20 protein-coding genes are annotated in these 20,206 nt (G+C 72.0%); 11 read left to right on the forward strand and 9 right to left on the reverse strand.

The window, feature by feature from the left end:
• From uxaC to ABIA36_RS04775, 6 genes are read right to left on the reverse strand one after another with little or no spacing between them, the layout of a single operon-like run.
• Complete coding sequence (gene uxaC / locus ABIA36_RS04750) at positions 1-1,410, reverse strand: glucuronate isomerase (RefSeq protein WP_369961120.1); 1,410 nt, start codon at positions 1,408-1,410, stop codon at positions 1-3.
• Entirely contained in the window at positions 1,407-2,597 is a 1,191-nt protein-coding gene (locus ABIA36_RS04755) for a Gfo/Idh/MocA family protein (protein ID WP_369961121.1), read from the reverse strand. Before ABIA36_RS04755 ends, uxaC begins: the two co-directional genes overlap by 4 nt.
• A 14-nt stretch (positions 2,598-2,611) precedes the next feature.
• The gene (locus ABIA36_RS04760) at positions 2,612-3,457 is read right to left on the reverse strand and encodes a sugar phosphate isomerase/epimerase family protein (protein ID WP_369961122.1); all 846 of its coding nucleotides are present in this window, start codon (positions 3,455-3,457) and stop codon (positions 2,612-2,614) included.
• A 26-nt stretch (positions 3,458-3,483) separates the two neighbouring features.
• Positions 3,484-4,464: a carbohydrate ABC transporter permease gene (locus tag ABIA36_RS04765; protein WP_369961123.1), complete on the reverse strand. Its 981-nt coding sequence runs from the start codon at positions 4,462-4,464 to the stop codon at positions 3,484-3,486.
• Complete coding sequence (locus tag ABIA36_RS04770) at positions 4,461-5,396, reverse strand: carbohydrate ABC transporter permease (protein ID WP_369961124.1); 936 nt, start codon at positions 5,394-5,396, stop codon at positions 4,461-4,463. The genes ABIA36_RS04765 and ABIA36_RS04770 overlap by 4 nt, the downstream gene beginning before the upstream one ends.
• Positions 5,393-6,772, reverse strand: a complete 1,380-nt coding sequence (locus tag ABIA36_RS04775; RefSeq protein WP_369961125.1) for an ABC transporter substrate-binding protein — start codon at positions 6,770-6,772, stop codon at positions 5,393-5,395. Before ABIA36_RS04775 ends, ABIA36_RS04770 begins: the two co-directional genes overlap by 4 nt.
• A 170-nt stretch (positions 6,773-6,942) precedes the next feature.
• Here ABIA36_RS04775 and ABIA36_RS04780 point away from each other — a divergent pair, with 170 nt between their 5' ends.
• From ABIA36_RS04780 to ABIA36_RS04790, 3 genes are all read left to right on the forward strand, one after another.
• Entirely contained in the window at positions 6,943-7,959 is a 1,017-nt protein-coding gene (locus ABIA36_RS04780; RefSeq protein WP_369961126.1) for a LacI family DNA-binding transcriptional regulator, read from the forward strand.
• A gap of 102 nt (positions 7,960-8,061) precedes the next feature.
• Positions 8,062-9,153: a LacI family DNA-binding transcriptional regulator gene (locus ABIA36_RS04785; RefSeq protein WP_369961128.1), complete on the forward strand. Its 1,092-nt coding sequence runs from the start codon at positions 8,062-8,064 to the stop codon at positions 9,151-9,153.
• A gap of 138 nt (positions 9,154-9,291) precedes the next feature.
• Positions 9,292-10,170 (forward strand): arginase family protein, encoded by an 879-nt coding sequence (locus ABIA36_RS04790; protein WP_369961129.1) that lies wholly within the window; start codon positions 9,292-9,294, stop codon positions 10,168-10,170.
• A 35-nt stretch (positions 10,171-10,205) separates the two neighbouring features.
• Here the strand turns inward: ABIA36_RS04790 and ABIA36_RS04795 are convergent, their stop codons facing one another.
• The gene (locus tag ABIA36_RS04795; protein ID WP_369961130.1) at positions 10,206-11,354 is read right to left on the reverse strand and encodes a lactonase family protein; all 1,149 of its coding nucleotides are present in this window, start codon (positions 11,352-11,354) and stop codon (positions 10,206-10,208) included.
• A 143-nt stretch (positions 11,355-11,497) separates the two neighbouring features.
• Here ABIA36_RS04795 and ABIA36_RS04800 point away from each other — a divergent pair, with 143 nt between their 5' ends.
• Together ABIA36_RS04800 and ABIA36_RS04805 are read left to right on the forward strand one after the other, a co-directional pair.
• Positions 11,498-12,163 carry a sigma-70 family RNA polymerase sigma factor gene (locus ABIA36_RS04800; protein ID WP_369961131.1) on the forward strand — a complete coding sequence of 222 codons (666 nt, stop codon included), beginning with the start codon at positions 11,498-11,500 and terminating at the stop codon, positions 12,161-12,163.
• Positions 12,160-12,372 carry a hypothetical protein gene (locus ABIA36_RS04805; RefSeq protein WP_369961132.1) on the forward strand — a complete coding sequence of 71 codons (213 nt, stop codon included), beginning with the start codon at positions 12,160-12,162 and terminating at the stop codon, positions 12,370-12,372. Before ABIA36_RS04800 ends, ABIA36_RS04805 begins: the two co-directional genes overlap by 4 nt.
• A 19-nt stretch (positions 12,373-12,391) precedes the next feature.
• On the opposite strand, the gene ABIA36_RS04810 is transcribed toward ABIA36_RS04805, so the two are convergent.
• Complete coding sequence (locus ABIA36_RS04810; protein ID WP_369961133.1) at positions 12,392-13,624, reverse strand: sensor histidine kinase; 1,233 nt, start codon at positions 13,622-13,624, stop codon at positions 12,392-12,394.
• A complete protein-coding gene (locus ABIA36_RS04815; protein WP_369961134.1) occupies positions 13,621-14,271 on the reverse strand; it encodes a response regulator transcription factor in 651 nt (216 codons plus the stop codon). Before ABIA36_RS04815 ends, ABIA36_RS04810 begins: the two co-directional genes overlap by 4 nt.
• A 129-nt stretch (positions 14,272-14,400) precedes the next feature.
• Here ABIA36_RS04815 and ABIA36_RS04820 point away from each other — a divergent pair, with 129 nt between their 5' ends.
• From ABIA36_RS04820 to ABIA36_RS04845, 6 genes are all read left to right on the forward strand, one after another.
• Positions 14,401-15,012 carry a hypothetical protein gene (locus ABIA36_RS04820; RefSeq protein ID WP_369961135.1) on the forward strand — a complete coding sequence of 204 codons (612 nt, stop codon included), beginning with the start codon at positions 14,401-14,403 and terminating at the stop codon, positions 15,010-15,012.
• Positions 14,999-16,093, forward strand: a complete 1,095-nt coding sequence (locus tag ABIA36_RS04825; RefSeq protein ID WP_369961136.1) for a peptidoglycan-binding protein — start codon at positions 14,999-15,001, stop codon at positions 16,091-16,093. Before ABIA36_RS04820 ends, ABIA36_RS04825 begins: the two co-directional genes overlap by 14 nt.
• Positions 16,090-16,773 (forward strand): ABC transporter ATP-binding protein, encoded by a 684-nt coding sequence (locus ABIA36_RS04830; RefSeq protein WP_369961137.1) that lies wholly within the window; start codon positions 16,090-16,092, stop codon positions 16,771-16,773. The genes ABIA36_RS04825 and ABIA36_RS04830 overlap by 4 nt, the downstream gene beginning before the upstream one ends.
• A gap of 35 nt (positions 16,774-16,808) precedes the next feature.
• Positions 16,809-17,978, forward strand: coding sequence for an ABC transporter permease (locus ABIA36_RS04835; protein ID WP_369961138.1), 1,170 nt, complete (start codon positions 16,809-16,811; stop codon positions 17,976-17,978).
• Positions 17,979-18,060: 82 nt separating this feature from the next.
• On the forward strand, positions 18,061-18,990 hold the full coding sequence (locus ABIA36_RS04840; RefSeq protein WP_369961139.1) for an NADP-dependent oxidoreductase: 930 nt from the start codon (positions 18,061-18,063) through the stop codon (positions 18,988-18,990).
• A 10-nt stretch (positions 18,991-19,000) separates the two neighbouring features.
• Complete coding sequence (locus ABIA36_RS04845) at positions 19,001-20,200, forward strand: pyridoxal phosphate-dependent aminotransferase (RefSeq protein ID WP_369961140.1); 1,200 nt, start codon at positions 19,001-19,003, stop codon at positions 20,198-20,200.
• Positions 20,201-20,206 lie beyond the last annotated feature (6 nt).

Genomic DNA, 20,206 nt, shown 5'->3' on the forward strand with positions numbered 1-20,206 from the left:
TCACAGCTTGAACACCCGTCGTGGGATCGTCGTCACCAGGTCCACGATGATGCGCTCGGCGGCCGCGCGCTCGACGCGGCCCTCGCGCACCAGCCGGCCGAGGAACGCCGCGTCCAGCCGGCGCGACATGTCGTGCCGCGCCGGGATGGAGAGGAACGCGCGGGTGTCGTCGATGAAGCCGGACCCGCGGTAGAAGCCGGCCGTCTCCGTCGTCGCCGCGCGGAACCGCAGCACGGCGTCCGGCGCGTCGAGGAACCACCACGGGGCGCCGATGTACACGCTCGGGTAGAAGCCGGCGAGCGGCGCCAGCTCGCGGGAAGCGGTCGACTCGTCCACCGTGAACAGCACGAGGTGGAAGTCCGGGTCGTCGCCGTACTTCTCCAGCAGCGGCCGCAGCCCCTCCGTGTACCGCGTCGCGACGGGGATGTCGTGCCCGGTGTCCGGTCCGAACCCGGCGAAGGTCGCGGTGTGGTGGTTGCGGAAGACGCCGGGGTGAACGGTCATGACCATCCCGTCCTCCACGCTCATCCGGGCCATCTGCAGCAGCATGTGGCCCTGGAAGACCGCCGCCTCGGCCGGGCTGAGGTCGCCGCGCAGCGCGCGCTCGAACAGCGCAGCCGCCTCCGCGGCCTCCAGGTCGACCGTCAGCGGCTGGAGGACGCCGTGGTCGGCGGACACCGCGCCGTGATCGACGAAGAAGCGCCGGCGTCCGGCGAGCGCGTCGAGGTAGCCGGCGAAGCTGGACGGCGCGGAGCCGTTCCACGACGCGAGCCGCTCGACCCGGCCCGCGAATCCGGGCGCGTGCGGGTTGAGGTAGGCGTCCGGCCGGAAGGTCGGGACCACGCGCCCTGGGAAGGCCGGGTCCGCCGCGAGCGTCTCGTGGTGGGCGAGGTCGTCCATGGGGTCGTCCGTCGTGGCGAGCACCTCGATCCCGAACCGCTCGAACAGCGCGCGCGGGCGGAACCCGTCGGTGGCGAGGATGGCCTGGACGCGGTCGAACAGCTCGTCGGCGTTCGCCGCACTCGGCTCCTCGGCGATCCCGAACAGCTCGGCCAGCTCGCTGCGCAGCCAGTACCCGGAGGCCGTGCCGGCGAACAGGTGCCAGCGGCTGCAGAGCGCCCGCCACACCTCGCGTGCCGGGGCGACCGGCGCCCCGCCGGCGCCCGGGATGCCGAGCTCTCCGAGCGGGACGCCGTCCGCGTGCAGCAGCCGCGTCACGTAGTGGTCGTAGCGCACCAGCAGGTCGGCGGGGTCCGGGAACGCCCGGTCCTCGACCAGGAGCGCCGGGTCCACGTGCCCGTGCGGCGAGATGATCGGCAACCGCTCGACCGACGCGAACAGGTCGCGGGCGATCGAGCGGGTCTCCGGATCCGACGGCAGCAGGCGGTCCGGGTCGAGGGCCTGGGTCACCGCAGCACGGCCGTTCCGCCGGTGACGAGCACGACCTCGTCGTACTCGTCACCGGCGAGCACGTCGGCGATCCGGATGGGCTTGCCCAGCGTCGTCGAGACGTACAGCGCACGGACCACGGCCAGCGCGGTCGTCGCCTCCTGCACGCCGACGACCGGGTCGGCGCCGGTGCGGATGCTGTGGAGGACGTCCAGGTACTGCTTCGCGTGCGCGGTCTGCAGGTCGTCCGAGCCCCGGGTGTTCTCGCTCGCCTCGGCCGAGCCCACCTCGTGCGCGGCCTGGTTGCGGGTTCCCCCGATGCCGTAGTTGTTGTCGGCGGCCTCCGGGTCGGCGTCCGCGGCGTAGAAGTAGAGCAGCCGGTCGTTGTCGATGATGGCCGAGCCCGCCGAACCGTGCACCTGGAGGCGCGCGGAGAGGCCGGGGTAGGCCGCGGTGGTCGCGTGGACGACCGCGAGCGCCCCCGACTCGAAGCGCACCGTCGCGACGGCCGTGTCCTCGACCTCCATGTTCTCGTGGGCGAGGAGGGCGGTCTGGGCGTAGACCTCCACCGGCTTGCCGAGGAACCAGAGCAGCAGGTCGACGCTGTGGACGCCCTGGTTCATCACGGCGCCGCCGCCGTCGAGGTCCCAGGTGCCGCGCCACTCGCCGGAGTCGTAGTAGTCCTGCGAGCGCCACCAGGAGACGGCGGCGCTGCCCGAGGTGATCGTGCCGAGCCGGCCGGCCTCGATGGCGCGCGAGACCGCGACGCTGCCCGCGTCGAAGCGGTGCTGACTGATGATCGAGGTGACCTGGCCGCGCTCGCGGGCGGCGTCCGCCGCGTCCTGCACGAGGCGCGCGTTGGTCAGGCTGACGTCGATCGGCTTCTCGATGATCACGTGCGTGCCGGCGTCGAGGGCGGCGACGGCCACGGCGGCGTGCGCGCCGCTCGGCGTGCAGACGGCGACGAGGTCGAGGTCGGCGGCGCCGAGCGCGTCGGCGAGGGAGGTGTAGACCTCCGGGCGCGCCGCGCCCAGCACGGTCTCGACCTTGTCCGCGAGGCTCTGCGCCTTGGACTCCACGACGTCGACCAGAGCGACGAGCTCCAGGTCGTCCGTGTTCACGACGACCTCGGCGTGCTGGGCGCCGATCACGCCGCAGCCGACGACGGCGACGCGGAGGCGCTCGACGGGCGCGTTCTCCGTATTCACTGTGTTTTCGGCGGTCACTGGGCCGTCACCCCCGCCGCGTCGAGCACCCGGCCGAAGGCGCGCCCGGCGACGCCGAACGCGAACGGTCCGCTGAAGCCGCCCAGGTGGTGGGCGTTCGCCAGGTGCGGCTCGAGGGAGAAGAAGCCCTCGAAGCCGTCCTCCCGCAGCGCGGCGATGGTCTCGTGGAGTTCGCCGTCGCCCTCGCCGGCGGGCATGACCGCCCCGTCGGCCGAGCGGGCGTCCTTGACCTGGAAGTACTCCAGGTGCGGGCGGAGCGCCGCGTACGCGCTCGTGAACGGCTTGACCCCGACCTGCACGAAGTTGGCCGAGTCCCAGGCCACGCGGAGCGCCGCCGAGCCTACGGTCTCGATGATGTCGAGAACGCGCTCCGGGGTGTCGCCGTAGATCTCCTTCTCGTTCTCGTGCAGCAGGATGACGCCGCTCGCGGCGGCGAGCTCGGCCAGGGCCGTCATGCGCTCCATGACCGCGTCGCGGATGTCCTCCGGCGTCTGGTCCTCCGAGCGGTAGAACGAGAAGATCCGGATGTAGCGGGCACCGAGCACCTCGGCGGCGTGGATGGCGCGGGCCAGACGCTCGACCTCGTACGACACCGGCTCCGAGACGTCGACCTTGCCGATCGGCGACGCGATGGCCGAGACGCCCATCCCGTGCTCGCGCAGGGTCGCCGCGAGGCGGTCGAGCTCCGGCTCGGTGAGGTCCACGATGTTGGTCCCCCACGCGCTGCGCACCTCGATGTGCTTGGCGCCGAGCGCCTGCAGCACGGCGATCTGGACCTCGGGGTCCGGGCTGATCTCGTCTCCGAAGCCGGAGAGGGTCCATTGCGACTGTGACACGTTCATATCCCTTGTGTTTCGTAGCGAATCGGTTACTTGACGCTTCCGGCGGTGAGACCTCCGACGAGGAACCGCTGGAAGACGAGGTAGAGCACGACGACGGGGACCGCGCAGACCAGCGAGGCCGCCATCATCTGTCCGTAAAGGGGAAGGGACCCGCCTTCCGCGGAGGCGCCGAAGATCTGCAGCACCACCGCGGCGGTCTGGGTGTCGGGGCGGGTGAGCACCGACGCGAAGAGGACGTCGTTCCAGCCGAGCAGGAACGAGAAGACGCCGGAGACGACGAGCCCGGGCCAGCTCAGCGGCACGATGATCCGCACCAGCACCCCGACCGAGGAGGCGCCGTCGATGCGGGCGGCCTCCTCCAACTCGCGCGGCAGCCCGCGGAGGTAGGTGACGAGCACCCACGTCGCGAACGGCAGCGCGAAGGTCAGGTAGGCCAGGAACAGCCCCCAGCTCGTGCCGATGACCGTGATCCCGAGGTAGTTGCCCGCCGAGGCGAACACCACGAAGACCGGCAGGAGCAGCAGCGTGCCCGGCACGCTCTGCAGGCCGATCAGCCCGCGGAGGATCGTCAGCCGGCCGAGGAACTCGAAGCGCACGAGCACGTAGGCGGTGACGATGCCGAGTGCGGAGGCCACGACGGCGACCGCTCCGGCGATGGTGATGCTGTTGAACAGGCCGTTCGCCAGCGGGAGGGTGTCCCAGATCTTCGTGTAGTTCGCGAGCGTGAACTGGGTCGGGAAGTACGCGCCGCGCGCGACCTCCACGTCGGAGTTCATCGACGCGAACACGATATAGAGGAGGGGTACCGCAATGGCCGCGAGGATGACGCCGGTGCCGATCAGGAGGACCGGCGTCGGCAGCAGGCGCGTCACCTCGGCGGTGCGGCGCTCCGGCTTGGCCTTGGTCTTCCGCGACGTGGGCGCGGCGGCGGCGAGGGACGGGACGGCGTCGAGGAGCGACGGGCTCTCGATCTTCTGGCTATCGACGTCGGGTGCGGGGACGGTCATCGTCGGCCTCCGGAATCGGCGCCCGTGTCGAGTCTGACCGCGCGCAGGTAGAAGAACAGCGGGATGGCGATGAGCAGCAGCGAGATCAGCGCCATCGCGGCGCCCATCCCGAACCGCAGGCTCGTGAAGCTCATGCTGTACACGAGCGTGGGCAGCACCTGCACGTCGAACGGCGCGGGGACGCCGAACAGCAGGAACGCCAGCGAGAAGTTGTTCATGTGGTGCAGCGTGGCGATCAGGCAGGCCAGGGCGACCGGTCCGCGCAGGTACGGGAAGATCACGTAGCGCAGCTTCGCCCACCAGAGCGCGCCGTCGAGGGCGGACGCTTCGTGGACCTCGTGGTCGACCGACTGGAGGCCGGAGAGCGCCATCAGATAGATGAACGGCCATGCTGACCACACCTCCACCATGATCAGCACCCAGAAGCTGGTCGGGCCGTTCAGCCACTGCACCGCCGGCATGCCCGCGCCCTCGAGCGCCTTGTTGACGATGCCGTCGGGCTGCAGCATGGTGCGCCAGAACGTTCCGACTACGAACGCCGGGAGGATGTACGGGATCAGGAACAGCGAGCGCACCAGGCCGCGGCCGCGGTACCGGTTCTGCGTCGCGAGGGCTGCGAAGACGCCGATCGGGACCGAGATGAGGGTCGAGATGACCGCGAACTCCACCGTGTTGCCGAACGCGTGCAGGAGGTCGGTCTTGGTGAACGCCTCGATGATGTTCTGCAACCCGACGAACGGGGCGGAGATCCACGACCGGATCGTGTACTGGTCCAGCTCGAGCAGGGCGATGTAGACGCCGAGCACCAGCGGGATGACGATGATCAGGCCGATCAGGAGGCCGCCGGGTGCGAGCATCCACAGCGGCCTCCCCTGCTTCGTGAGGGACCTCCGTCGGGCGGGCGCCGTCGCTTTCCTCACTGCGAGCGTCATTTGCCGGCCGATGCCCGATCGAGGGAGGACTGCGCGTCCTGCTGCGCCTTGGCGAGCGCGGACTGGAGCCAGCTGTCGGAGACGCCGGAACCCGCGAGCTGCGGCCGCGCCTGCACGACGACGTTGGTCAGCGCGAGCTGGATGTCGCCCCACGCGCCGGTGAACGGCGTGCTCTTCGAGTGCGCTCCGGAGTCGAGGATCGGGGCCAGCGTCTTGTCGTTCGACTCGATCTTCGCCGCTGCGGCCGCGTTGGTGGGGAGGTCGCCGAAGTTCTGGTGGTAGTAGAGCTGGAAGTCCTCGCTCGTGACCAGCTTGACGTAGGCGGCCGCGAGGTCCTGGTTCTTGGAGTACGACGCGATCACCAGGTTGTCGCCCGAGATGATCGAGGTCGACGGGATCGACTTGGCGGGCGCGGTGCTCTCCCCCGGCGGGACGGTCGGCATGACGGCGAAGGCGTAGTGGCCCTTGACCGGCGACGCGTCGAACGTGTTGGCCGCGGAGGCGGTGGTCATCAGCATCATGGCCGACTTGCCCGCGGCGAAGTTCGCCGACGCGTCGGTGTCCTTCCAGCCGGCGGCGGCCGGGTTGACGACCTTGTCCTTGGTCAGCCAGCCGAAGTAGGCCTCCAGGCCCTTCTTCACCGCCGGGCTGTCGAGGTTCGCCTTCTTGCCGGAGACGAGCGGGGTGCCGTAGTCGTTGGCGAACGTCCAGGCGTACTTCCACGGCGTGTAGCCGTCGGCGTAGCCGGTCGCGAAGCCGTAGACGCCGTTGCCGGTCAGCTTCTTGGCCTGCGCCAGGAGGCCGTCCCAGGTGGAGGCCGGCTTGGTCAGGCCGGCGGCCTTGAACAGGTCGGTGTTGTACGCCAGCACGTAGGGGCGGCTGGCGAACGGGATGCCGATCTGGTCCTTCGCGTCCGGGCCGGAGATGCCGAGGGTCGCGGGGACGAAGCGGCTCTTGCCGCCGACCTTGTCCCACATCGCGCTGTCGAGCTTGACGAAGGCGCCGGTCGAGTACGCGGTCGGCGTGAAGGTGGTGCCGATCGTGTAGACATCGGGGCCCTGGCCGGAGACGACCGAGGTCTGGATCTTGGTGAGCTCGTCATTCGCGGAGGCGAACGTCTCGAACTTGATGTCGGCGCCGGTCTGCTTCTTGAGCGCGGCGGCGATCTTGTCCTGCCACGCGCGGAGGGCGTCCGCGTGCTGCGCGTTGGCCCCGACCAGGACGTCGAGGGTCTTGCCCTTGCCGTCGACGGCCGAGCCGGTCGACGGGCTGCTGCTTCCGCTGCCACCGCAGGCGGTGAGGCCGAGAGCGGCGACCGAGATGGCGGCGGCTGCCCCCAGCAAGCGGATTGTCGATTTCTTCACGTTGCTCCTCATTGAGTTCATTCGGAATCTCCGGCGGTGCGAGCCAGGAGGACGGCGTTGACGCTAATCTCGTTGCGCAAGCGAAGGCAAGAAATGCAAAAGTTGCCAACCGTGGCACGGACGGCCAGAATCGAGACGGCCAGAATCGATGCGGCCAGAGACGCCGCGGGGGGAGTGTGGGGATGACGGCTTCCGACGCCGGCGCGCGCAGCAGACGCGCGCCGACCCTCGCGGACATCGCCGCCCTCAGCGGCGTCGCGACCTCCACCGTGTCCCGCGCGCTCTCGCAGCCGGAGCGGGTCAGCCCGCGCACCCGGCACCGCATCGAGGCCGCGGCCAACCAGCTGGGCTACACCGCCCCGGCCTCCCCCGACCCGCAGTCGGACTCGCGCGCCGTCGCGCTGCTCATCCCGGACATCACGAACCCGTTCTTCTTCGGCCTGATCCGCAGCACGCAGCAGCAGCTCCGCGCCGCGGGCTTCACGCTCCTCCTGGTCGACACCGAGGAGGTCACGGACTTCGAGTCCGGCTACCTGGAGACCTTCGGGCACTCGGCAGCCGGCTTCATCCTCGCGGCCACGCGCCTCTCGGACGACCAGCTCGTGGCGGCCGCGGAGCGGTTCCCGCTCGTGATCATCAACCGGGACAGCCCAGGTGTGCCTTCGGTGCTGATCGACACCCCGAACGGCGTCCAGCAGGCGGCCGAGCACCTGTACTCACTGGGTCACCGCGACATCGTGTACCTCGCCGGGCCGACCGCGTCGTGGTCGGACAGCCACCGCTGGGAGCTGTTGCAGGAGACCGGGAAGGCGCTCGGCATGAGCGTCCGCCGGCACGGCCCGCACCATCCGAGCAAGAGCTCGGGCGCGGCGGCCGCCGACGCCCTGGTCAACTCCGGAGCGACGGCCGCGATCGCCTTCAACGACCTGCTGGCGATCGGCGTGCTGATGCGGCTGCGCGAACGCGGCATCGACGTGCCGGGGCAGCTCAGCGTCGTGGGCTGCGACGACATCTTCGGCGCGGACTTCTGCAACCCGCCGCTGACCACGCTGTCCTCCCCGATCGAGCAGGCGGGCCGGATGGCGACGGACATGCTGCTCGGCCAGCTCCGGGCCGGGAGTCCGGTCACGCGCTCCGGCGTCGTGCTGCCGACGCACTTGGTGATCCGCGGGTCGACGGGGCCGGTCGCAGGAGGCTGACGCCCGCCGTGTGCGGCCCCGGATCGCACGCGAGCATCTGCGCACCGGATTCTGTGCGCTTCCGCATGCAATTTCGTTGCATGGAATTGCTATCGGTTTGCCATGCGTGTTGTCGTGGTCGCCATGGACTCCCCCGGCCGGCGTCGCACCCCGACGCTCGCGGACATCGCCGCCCTGAGCGGCGTCGCGACGTCGACGGTCTCGCGCGCCCTCTCGGAGCCGCGCCGCGTCAACGACGCGACCCGGGAGCGCATCGAACGCGCCGCCGCGGAGCTCGGCTACCTGTCGCGTTCCCGCGTCCGGCCGCTGCCCGCCGGTCGCCCGCGCGCGATCGCCGTGCTGGTGTCGGACGTGACCAACCCGTTCTATTTCGGGATCGTCCGCGGCACGCAGCACCAGCTCAAGGCCGCGGGTTACCAGCAGATCCTCGTGGACACGGAGGAGTCGGACGAGCTGGAGGACGACATCCTCCGCAAGCTCCGCAGTTCGTTCGACGGCGCCATCCTGGCCGCCTCGCGGCTGACGGACCGTCGCCTGACGGCGCTGTCGGAGGAGATGCCGTTGATCGCCATCAACCGCCAGACCCGCGGCGTCCCCCACGTCTTCATCGACACGCCGACCGGTTTCCAGCAGGCGCTGACCCACCTGGTCTCCCTGGGCCACCGCGACATCGCCTACCTGGCCGGGCCTGACACCTCGTGGGCCAACGAGACCCGCTGGCGCACGCTCGCCCGCGCCGCGGCCGGCCACGGGATCTCGGTGCGGCGGCTCGGTCCGTTCCTCCCCAGCTACGACCCCGGCGCCGCGGCCGCCGACGCGGCCATCGCGGCCGGAGTCACCGCCTGCATCGCCTTCAACGACCTGATCGCGATCGGGATGCTGGGGCGCCTGCGCGAGCGCGGCGTCCGGGTGCCGCAGGACATGAGCGTGGTCGGCTGCGACGACATCTTCGGCGCGGACTTCTGCAACCCGCCGCTGACGACCCTCACCCAGCCCACCGAGCGCGCCGGCCGCACGGCCGTCGACATCCTGATCAGCCGGCTGAACGCCCACGACGAGCGGGAGATGAGGCGGAGCTCGACGCTGCCGACCCACCTGACGGTGCGGTCGTCGAGCGGACCGGCTCCCGCGACGGGTGAGACCGCCGCCCGCGACCGGGCGGCATCGCGCCGTCTCGCGTCGTCCCACCGTTAGGCCACCCCTCCGCTCGACCGCCGAGAAGAATTTTCCGACTCGGTCCAGATGTGCTTGCTCGTCAGCAACTAAATGTTGCTATCGTGTCCTCACCGCACTCAAACGCTTACCCGAAGGGCGTCTGGAAAAATGAGCACCGTGGTCGACGAGGATTCGGCCTACCCTCTTGCACAGGCGCCGCGCGAGTCCGCCCAGGCGAACACCGCCCCACCGACCGTCACCGCGTTCGTGGACGGCGTGTCCGGCCACAACGACCGCGCCCGCCGGGCCACCATCGAGCTCGCGAAGGCGCTGGGCCGGCGGATCGAGGCGAAGGTCGGCGTCATCGGCGAAGGCGCTTCGCAGGGGCAGAGCCTCGGCTGGCGCGCCGCCCTCCACCAGGCCATGGCCGAGCTGGACGCGCTGGCCGACACGACCGAGCACGCCCTGCGGACCGCCGCCTTCAGCGCCTTCTGCCTCACCAGGAACGCGGCCGCGCTCGCCACCCTCCCGGCCGTCGCGCGCGCCCACCCGGACGCCGCGATCGTGTGGATGGGCGCCCACCCGTGCCTGCACACCCCCGCGACCACCCGCACCGGCGACCTGAGCGGGATGGCCCTCGGCGCAGCGACCGGACTGTGGAATTCCGGTCACGGCGGGGAGGTCGCCCTCTCGAACGTCGTGCTGGTCGGCGCCCGCGACCTCGACCAGGCCGAGCGGCACATCATCGCCAACTCGCCGGTCCGCAACATCCCGAACGGCCCGCGGATGCAGGAGGAGCTGGCGGCGACGATCGCGGGACGCGAGGTGTTCGTGCACTTCTCCGCCGACGTCCTGCAGCCCGGCATCGTCCTCACCGACTACCAGGTCGACAACGGCCTGACCATCGACAGCGTGGTGGCGACGGCCCGCACCCTCGCCGGCGAACGGGTGATCGGCCTCCAGGTCAGCGAGCTCGAACACGACCCGACCGACCGCTTCAACACCTCCGCCCAGCTCGTGGTGGAGATGCTGGCGCCGCTGCTGCCGCGGGTCTAGCCAGGACAGCAGCGACGCCAGCGAGGAACGCCGCGTCACTCCGCAGCGATCCCCTCTCCACCCGCGGCGCCAGGGACGAGCACGGACCCGACGCTCGTCAGGCTGCCGCCTGCGCCCACGCGGTACCCGTCGACCGACCCGTCCTTGCCCGTCTGGACATAGAGGTACCCGCCGTCGGACGTCACGGTGGCGTCGACCGTCCCCGGGCCGGTCGGGGTGTTCCCGAGCGCCGTCAGGCCGCCCGCACCCGCGTCCAGGTAGCCGGAGAGCGAGCCGCTTCCGGCGTTCGAGGCGTAGAACGCCGAGCCGTCGCGCGCGATCCAGCACGTCGCCGCCTGACCCGTCGCGGCGGTCGCGATCGGGGTGACGATCCCGCTCGGCGCGATGGCGAAGGTGGCGACGGCGTTGGTGCCCGCCTCGGCCACGACCAGGTGGCCTCCCGCGTCGAACGACACCGCGAACGGCACGGCGCCGGGCTCGACGTTCGTCACCGGATGCGCGGAGAGACCGCCCAGGCGGTTGACGCCGAACACGTCGATGGCGCTGCCGTTGCCCTTTGTGGTGACGACGACCTGCGACCCGTCCGGTGTGAACGCGACCTGCCCCGGGGTGTGCGTGAACTCCGGCGCGAGCGTCGGGTCGAGCCCGAGCGGCCGGTTCCAGACCGGGATGCGGATGAGGAACTCGGCCACGCGGACGAAGCCCTGCACCGCTCCCCCGGCGCGCGCGTTCAGCACGTAGACCAGGCCGCCGTGCGCGGTCACGCTGACCGGGAAGCTGCCGCCGGAACCGATCACCTCGCGCCGGCTGAGCTGGTCGCCGTGCACGGCGAAGACGGTCACCGTGTTGCTGCCGGCGTTGACCGCGTACAGGAGGCCGCGGTCGAGCACGAGCGAGCCCTGGGACGCGAGGTGGTCCACGACCGCGCCGTCCAGCGCGCCGCCGAGGCCGCCGGTCGGGTATGTCCCGGCCTGGTGCAGTGTGCCGTCCGCCGCGCGGTCGTAGGCGACCACGGCGTTGCCCGCGAGCCCGTCGGTCTGGACGAACACCGCCGAGCCGTGGGTTGCGGTGTCTTCGGAGGCGGGGCCGGAGGCCGGCGGCGCGGCGAGGGCGGGCCCCGCGAAGAGGGCCGTCGCGGCGACGGCGACCGCCGACGCGAGGGCGAGACGAAGTGGCGTTCTCATGATTCTCCTTCGATCCATCCGTTCGGCGCCCGGGGCGCCCTGGCCGAGCCGCGTGTACCGCGCGCTCGAGGGGTGAGTGTCGTACGGCCCCGGATGCTTACCTGCTCGCCGGAACTTTTCTCGCGAGGCCCTACCATCGAGCCATGGGTGTCGACGCGGACTCGGAGCGCTGGCGCCCCTCGGACACCGACCGCGCCGAGACCGACGAGTGGCGGCGCGCGCTCACCGCCGAGGGCGCCGCCCAGCGCTCCGCCGAGGCCCGGCTCTACGAGCTGCTGCTCCGCGTCGCCCGCGGGGAGGTCCGCCGCCGCTCCGTCTCGCTGCCGTTCGCCGGTCCGGAGCTCGACGACATCGCCCACCAGGCGGCTGCCGACGCGGTGATCGGCGTCCTGCGCCGCCTGCACGAGTTCCGCGGCGAGAGCCGGTTCACGACCTGGGCGTACACGTTCGCGATCTTCGAGGTCTCGACCAAGATCGGCCGGCACTACTGGCAGCGCCGGACGCTCTCCCTCGACGCGGTCGGCTGGGACCGCCTCCCCGACCGGCTCGGCCTCTCACCGGAGGAGGCGGGGATGGCCGCCGACCTGCTCGCGGCACTCCGGCACGCGATCGACACGGTGCTCACCCGCAAACAGCGCGAGGTGCTGCTCGCCGTCGTGGTGGAGGGCGTCCCGCTCGAGGCGCTCGCGGTGGCGCGCAAGACCTCCCGCGGGGCGCTCTACAAAGTCCTCTTCGACGCGAGACGGAAGTTGCGGCGCTACCTTGTCACTAATCACTATCTGGACGACGAGGGCGAGGAGGTGACATGAGCGCACGATCCCGGATCGGGGACTTCCTGGGCACCGACGCACGCGACGCCGGCTGCGCGGAGACGATGTCGCTCATGCACGTCTTCGCCGAGCTCGTGCTGTCCGGCCGGGACGCCGCGGCGCGCTACCCGGGCGTCGCGCTTCACCTGAAGCGCTGCGCGGCGTGCGGCGACGACTACGCGGGACTTCTGGCGGCGCTGGGCGGCTAAGGCGCGCGCCGACCGCGGGTCAGACCCGCTCCAGGCTCTTCCCTGCCTCGGCCTCGCCGGCGTCCGAGGCGGCGGCGCCGTCCCCCGGCCGCTCGAACCCGACCACCACGTCGAGGCCGCCGAAGGGCGGCGCGAGCACGTGGAGGGTCGCGTCGTGCGCCCGGGCGATCGCGGCCACGATGCTCAGGCCCAGCCCGAAGCCGTCGCCCGTCCGGTCGTTGAGCCGGGTGAACGGCTCCAGCAGCCGGGCGACCTCCTCCGGCGGGATCACGGGACCGGTGTTCCGGACCCGGAGGTCGACGCGGTCGTGGTCCTCCTCGATCGCGACCTCCACGACACCGCCCGGCACGTTGTAGCGGACGGCGTTGTCGATGAGGTTGCCGATCAGCCGTTCCAGCAGGTCAGGGTCGCCGATGACGTCGCCGGGACCGCCCGTGAGGGAGCTGCGGATGCCGGGGGCGTCGGTCCGCTCGAGGACCCGGCGCGCGAGGTCCGCGAGCCGGACCGGCTCCTGCCGATGCGAGGCGGCGTCGGTGCGGGAGAGGGTGAGGAGCGCTTCGACGAGGTCGCCCGCACGCTCGGTCTCGGCCCGCACGTCCCGCCCCATCCGCTCGAGGTCGGCGGTCGACGCGCCGTGCTTGGCGAGAGCCACGTCCACGCGCGTCCGGATGACCGTGAGCGGGGTGCGCAGTTCGTGGCTCGCGTTCGCGATGAAGCGGCGCTGGGCGGTGAACGCGGCCTCCAGCTTGTCCAGCATGGTGTCGAAGGTGTCGGCGAGCTCCCGGATCTCGTCGCGGGGTCCGCCGAGGGCGAGGCGCGCGGTGAGGTCCCCCTCGCCGGCCGCGCGGGCGGCTTCCGTGATGCGGCGCACCGGCCGCAGGATGCGTCCGGCGATCACCCAGCCGGCGAATCCGGCGGCCACGGTCAGCACGGCCAGGACGAGGAGCGCGTCCACCGCGAGCGTCTGCAGCATCTCCGCCCGCTGGGCCGCTGCGGCGGCGGCGGTCGAGTGGGAGAGCAGCGAGCCGCACTTCATCTTGAGGGTCGGGTCGACCGGCGCGCCGTTCGCGCCGAGGCCGGCACACGTCTTGAGGAACCGCTGACTGTCCGCGGGGGTGCTGATGTCGGTCGCTTTCACGTTCGACGCGACGAGCAGGTAGGTGAGCCCGACGAGGACGAACCCGGCGACCGCGAACAGGCCGGAGAACAGCAGCGCCAGCCGCACCCTGGCTGTCAGGGCGAACCTGCTCATAGCCGGTACCCGACCCCGACGACGGTCTCGATCAGGGGCGGCTCGCCGAGCTTCTTGCGCAGCCGGGCGATCGTCACGGCGACCGTGTTGCTGAACGGGTCGGCGTTGACGTCCCACACGTGCTCCAGCAGTTCCTCGGCGCTCACCACCGCGCTATCGGCGGCGGCCAGGGCCTCCAGCACCCCGAACTCCTTGCGGGTGAGGGCCAGCGGCCGGCCGGCGCGGGAGCAGCGCGCGCGAGGGCGATCGATCACGAGGTCCCCGCGGCGGACGACCGCGGCCTTCGACGCCTCGCGCCTGCCGAGGGCGCGCACGCGCGCGACGAGCTCCTCGAAGGCGAAGGGTTTGCCGAGGTAGTCGTCGGCGCCGAGCTCCAGCCCGTCCACGCGGTCCGACACATCGGCGGCGGCGGTGAGCATGATGATCCGCACCGCGCTGTCGCGGCTGGCCAGCTCCCGGCAGACCCGGTCTCCGTGCACCCCCGGCAGGTCGCGGTCGAGCACGACGACGTCGTAGTCGGTCTCGTCGGACTGCTCCAAGGCGCGGGCGCCGTCGTAGACAGCGTCCGCCGCGAGGCCGGCGTCGGCCAGGCCCTCCACGATCAGGTCCGCCAGTTGGCGGTGGTCCTCCACCACGAGTACACGCATGACCACATTGTCGCCGGACGGGTGTGACACGGCGATAACACGCTGCGTTCGGATGCTGTCACCGGCCTCCGTCTAGAACGGAGACGAGCGTTCCGGACCGTCCGGACGCGTTCGACCAGGAGGCTCCCGATGACACGCAGCCCCGCTCCCGCCCTCGCCGCTCTCGCCGTCGGAGCCGTGGCCCTCGCTCTCATGCTCGGCGGCTGCACCTCCAGCGCCGGCCCGACGGTGCCGGTGCTGGCGACGGTCCGGGCCACGTCCGGCTCCGGGACGGACCGGGTCGCCGCGATCCACGCGGTGGCCGAGTGCATCCGCTCGCACGGCGCCCCCACCTACAGCGAGCCGGTGCTGGACGCGGAGGGCCACGTGTACTCCGACCGGCGCAGCCTCGACAACCTCAGCCGCGGGGCGCTGTCGGACCTGGAGCACGCCTGCGGTTCGCTGGCCGCGGCAGCCGGCTTCAGCCCGAGCGATGAGCCGCCCGCCCCGCCCGCTCTGGTCGCTGCCGGAGTGCGCTCCGCGCAGTGCCTGCGCCAGAACGGGATGCCGGACATGCACGATCCGACCAGCCGCAGCACCTACACGCCGGGCCACGGCTTCGGCCTGAGCGCTCAGGACCTGCCGAACCGCGGCGCCCTCGGCAAAGCCGACCCCGCGGTTCAGCGCGCCTTCCACGCCTGCCGGACACTACTGGATGCGGAGATCCGCGCCTCGGAGCTGACGAGCCTTGCCAAGGACTGAGAGAAGGCGCGCACTCTGGATCGCGCTGGCCGTCGTCGCGATCGTCGCCGCCGGCGCGGGCGGAGCGGCGTGGGCATCCGGCCGCACCGCGCCCTCCGCTCCCCCGGCGGTGCCGACGAGTTCCGCCACGGTGATCAGCACGACGCTGTCCAGCACCACGCAGCTCTCCGGGACGCTCGGGCATGGGGCGGCTCGCACGGTGTTCAGTCCGGTCTCCGGCACGGTGACGGCGACCGCGCCGGTCGGCTCGACCGTCGCCCAGGGGGCGGCCCTGTTCGCCGTCGACGACCGGCCCGTCCTCCTCCTCGCGGGGACCGTCCCGGCCTGGCGCGACCTGAGCGTCGGCGTCCCGCCGGGGCCGGACGTGACCCAGCTCGAACAGGATCTGGTCGCCCTCGGCTTCGCGACCGGACTGGACCTCACGGTCGACGGCGTCTACACCGACACGACCGCGACCGCGGTGCAGCGCTGGCAACGGTCGCTCGGATTGCCGGCGACCGGCGACGTACCCCGTTCCCTGATCGTGTTCGAGAGCTCCCCGCTCCGGATCCTCGGCGTCGCAGCGCAGCCGGGCTCCCGCGTCGGCGACGGCCAGCCGGCCCTCTCGGTGGGTTCGACGCAGGTGCTGGTCAGCGCGGACGTGCCGGTGACCCAGACTTCGCTGGTCCATGTCGGCGACGCCGTCACGGTCACCCTCCCGGCGGGAGCCCACGTCACGGCGCATGTGACGGCGGTGTCGGCTGTGGCGACGAGTCCCGAGGGGTCGGGGTCAGGCTCCGGGCAGCAGAACGGACCGCCGACCGTGCCCGCGACCGTCGTCCTCGACTATCCCGCCGCGGCCGCCGGGCTCGACCAGGCGCCGGTCACGATCGACGTCACCGACCGCACCGTGCACGACGCGCTCGCCGTGCCGATCACGGCCCTGGTCGCGCTGCAGGGAGGCGGCTACGGCGTCTACGTCCGGCACGGGGCGACGCGGACCCTGGTCGGCGTCACGCCCGGACTCTTCGCGGACACGCTGGTGCAGGTGACCTCGTCCGCACTGCACGCCGGCGACGAGGTGGTGGTCCCGTCCCCATGACACTCGTCGCCCTCGACCGGGCCGGGATGGTCTATCGCTCGCCCGTGCCCTTCACCGCCCTCGCCGACGCGACGCTCAGGATCGACGCCGGGGAGACGGTGGCCGTCGTGGGGCCGTCGGGCTCCGGGAAGACGACACTCCTGAGCATCCTCGGCGGCCTGGAACGCCCCACCACGGGAAGCGTGCACTTCGCCGGTCACGACCTCTCCGCGCTCGCCGACGGCGAGATCGCCGCGCTGCGCGCGTTCGGGATCGGGTTCGTCTTCCAGCGGTTCCACCTGATCGAGCACCTCACCGTGCTCGAGAACGTCGCCACCGGCCTGCTCTACCGCGGCCGGCCGGCGGCCGAGCGACGCGCCACCGCGCGAGTCGCCCTGGAACGTGTCGGGCTCGGCCCTCGCGTGGACGAGCGCGTGACTCACCTGTCTGGAGGCGAACGGCAGCGGGTCGCGATCGCGCGGGCGGTCTCGGGGTCTCCGCGCCTGGTGCTGGCCGACGAGCCGACCGGCAACCTCGACTCCGTGAACGGCCGAGCCGTGATGGAGTTGCTGGTCTCGCTCGCCGACGAGGAGACCGCCGTCGTCGTGGTCACGCACGACCCGAGGGTGGCCGCGGGCCTGGCACGCACGGTCGCGGTCGTGGACGGCAGAATCGTCTCCGACACGGGCGCCCCGCGATGAGACGGGACGGGGCCGAGCCGCGTTCCACCCTTCGGGTGCGGGACGCCGTGGCGGCAGGGTGGGGTGGCCTGGCCGCGCGCCGGCTGCGGAGCGCGCTCTCGGTGACCGGCATCGCCATCGCGGTGGCATCGCTGGTCTGCGTCACCGGGCTGGCCGCCTCGGCGCAATCGGCGCTGCTGGAGCAGTTGGGGCGGGAAGGCAACCTCCTCACGGTCGCCGCCGGTCAGACCTTCAGCGGCGACGCGACCGAGCTCCCCCGCACCGCGGAGACGATGGTGCGGGCGATCCCGCCCGTCGAGACGGTGACGGCGGTCGGCACGGTTCCCGGAGTCACCGTGCGCCGAAGCGCCGCCATCCCCGCGTTGCAGACCGGCGGCATCTCCGTGCTCGCCGCCGAGCCGACGCTGCTGCAGGTGATGGGGACCAGGCCGCTCCTGGGACGGTACCTCGACCGGGTCGCCGCGACCTACCCCGAAGTGGTGCTCGGATCCAGCGCCGCACGCAACCTCGGGATCGACCGGATCGACCCGTCCACGACCGTCCTCATCGACGGCCGGCTGTGGCCGGTGGCCGGCGTCCTCGCCGCCTCGACCGTCGCGCCGGAGATCGACGACGCGGCCCTCGTCTCCGTCCCGATCGCCGAACGGATCCTCGGCTTCGACGGCGCCCCCACCCGCATCTACCTGCGCGCCGACCCCGACCAGGTGCCCGCCGTCGCCGGCGTCCTCCCCTTCACCGTCTCCCCCCGTCAACCCGAGGCGATCGAGGTGCGCCAGCCGTCCGACATCCTGACGGCGCGCATCGCGGCGCGGAACGCGTTCGTCGGCCTCTTCCTCGCGCTGGCCGGTGTCGCGCTCCTCGTCGGCGGCATCAGCATCGCCAACGTCATGATCGTCTCGGTGATCGAGCGCCGCTCGGAGATCGGGCTGCGGCGAGCCCTCGGCGCACGCGGTCGGCACATCGCCGGGCAGTTCCTCACGGAGGCGCTCCTGCTCGCGGCGGCCGGCGGTCTCGCCGGGGCGCTCCTCGGGGCGGCTGCGACGGCTCTGCTCGCGTCGGCGCAGGGCGAGACCGTGGTGATCCCGCCCGACGCGCTCGCGGGCGCGCTGGCCGCGTCGCTGCTCACCGGTGCGATCGCCGGCGTCTACCCGGCGATCCGGGCGTCCAGGCTCTCCCCGTCGGAGGCCCTGCGAGCGCCCGAATGAGGCGCCGCCACCTGAGCCGTCTGGAGGGCTCCCCCGGTCGGCCCGCGCGGACCTAGCATGACGGGCGAGGGAAGGTGGTCCCATGAAGGCGATCGTCGTCGACGACAAGTCCCGCGGCACAGCAGGCATCCGGCTGGTGGATCTGCCCGACCCGACTCCCGCGATCAACGACGTGATCGTCGAGGTCCACGCGTCCGGATACGTCTCAACCGAGGTGGGCTGGACGTCGACGTGGACCGATCGCGCCGGCCGGGACCGGTCGCCGTCCGTCCTCGGGCACGAACTGGCCGGCGTGGTCATCGCGCTCGGCTACGGCACGACCGGCCTCACCCTCGGGCAGCGGGTGTTCGGCATCACGGACTGGCACCGCGACGGCACCCTGGCCGAGTTCGTCGCCGTCGAGTCCCGCAACCTCGCGCCGCTGCCCGGCGACGTCGACTTCACGGTCGGCGCCAGCCTTCCCATCTCGGGCCTCACCGCCTGGCAGGGCCTGTTCGACCACGGCCGGCTCGCGTCCGGGCAGACGGTCCTCGCACACGGCGCGGCCGGGGCGGTCGGCACGATGGTCACCCAGCTCGCCCGGGAGGCCGGCGCCCACGTCATCGGCACGGGCCGGGCCGCCGACCGGGAGAAGGCCCTCGACTTCGGCGCGCACGAATTCGTCGACCTCGCCGCCGACAGCCTGGAGGACGTCGGGGCGGTCGACCTCGTGTTCGACGTCATCGGCGGCGAAATCCAGGAACGGTCCGCGCGCCTGATCCGCCCGGGCGGGACCCTGGTCACGGTCACCGGGCTGGCCGGGGTGCGCCCGACGGACGGCCGGTCGATCGACTTCGTGGTCGAGTCGATCCCCACCCAGCTGGTGGAGATCGTCCAGCGCGTGCGCGACGGCCGCCTGCGCACGAACATCGGCGAGGTCGCGGCCCTGGACGACGCGATCGCCGCGCTCAACCCGAGCGGGCGGCGCAGGGGCAAGACGGTCATCGAGGTCCGGCCCGGCGGCGTTCGGTAGTTTGGGAGGCGTGACCTCAGCACCACGCATCTCCCGCCGAATCAGTTCCATCTCCGAGTCCGCCACGCTCAAGGTCGACGCGAAGGCCAAGGCCCTCCGCGCGCAGGGACGGCCGGTGATCAGCTTCGCCGCCGGGGAGCCCGATTTCGTCACGCCCGCCTCCATCGTCGAAGCGGCCCAGCGGGCGGTGCGCGATCCGCGCAACTACCGGTACACGCCGGCGGCCGGGCTGCCCGAGTTGCGCGAGGCCATCGCGGCGAAGACCCTCCGGGATTCGGGGATGACTGTCGCGCCGTCGCAGGTCGTGGTGACGAACGGCGGCAAGCAGGCGGTCTACCAGGCCTTCGCCACGCTCCTCGACCCAGGCGACGAGGTGCTCGTGCCCGCCCCGTACTGGACCACCTACCCCGAGGCGATCGCGCTTGCCGGCGGCGTCCCTGTCGAGGTCTTCGCGGGCGCGGACCAGGAGTACCTGGTGACTGTCGACCAGCTGGAGGCCGCGCGCACCGAGCGCACGAAGGTGCTGCTGTTCGTCTCCCCGTCCAACCCCACCGGGAGCGTCTACCCGGCGGAACAGGTGGCGGAGATCGCGCGCTGGGCCGACGAGAACGGCCTCTGGGTGATCGCCGACGAGATCTATCAGAACCTCACCTACGACGGCGTGCGCGCGGTCTCCATCGCCGAGGCCGTCCCCGCGCTCGCCGACCGCACCATCCTCGTCAACGGCGTCGCCAAGACCTACGCGATGACGGGATGGCGGGTCGGCTGGATGACCGGGCCCGCCGACGCGATGGCGGCAGCCGCCAACCTCCAGTCGCACCTTTCCTCCAACGTCTCCAACATCTCCCAGCGCGCGGCGATCGAGGCCCTCACCGGCCCGCAGGACGAGGCCGAGGCGATGCGGCAGGCGTTCGACCGGCGGCGGCGCACCATCGTGGCCGAGCTGAACACCATCCCGGGCGTCCGCACCCCGACGCCGCGCGGCGCGTTCTACGTCTACCCGGACGTGAGCGGCCTCCTCGACCGGGAGTGGGGCGGGGTCGTGCCGCGGACCTCGCTGGAGCTCGCGGACCTCATCCTCGACGAGCTGGAGGTCGCGACGGTCCCCGGGGAGGCCTTCGGCCCCTCCGGCTACCTGCGGCTCTCGTACGCGCTCGGCGACGACGACCTGCTCGAGGGCGTCCGGCGCCTGCAGCGCTTCTTCGGCTGAGGCACG

Source organism: Leifsonia sp. EB34 (genome assembly GCF_041260585.1).
In the GTDB taxonomy this organism is placed as follows: domain Bacteria; phylum Actinomycetota; class Actinomycetes; order Actinomycetales; family Microbacteriaceae; genus Leifsonia.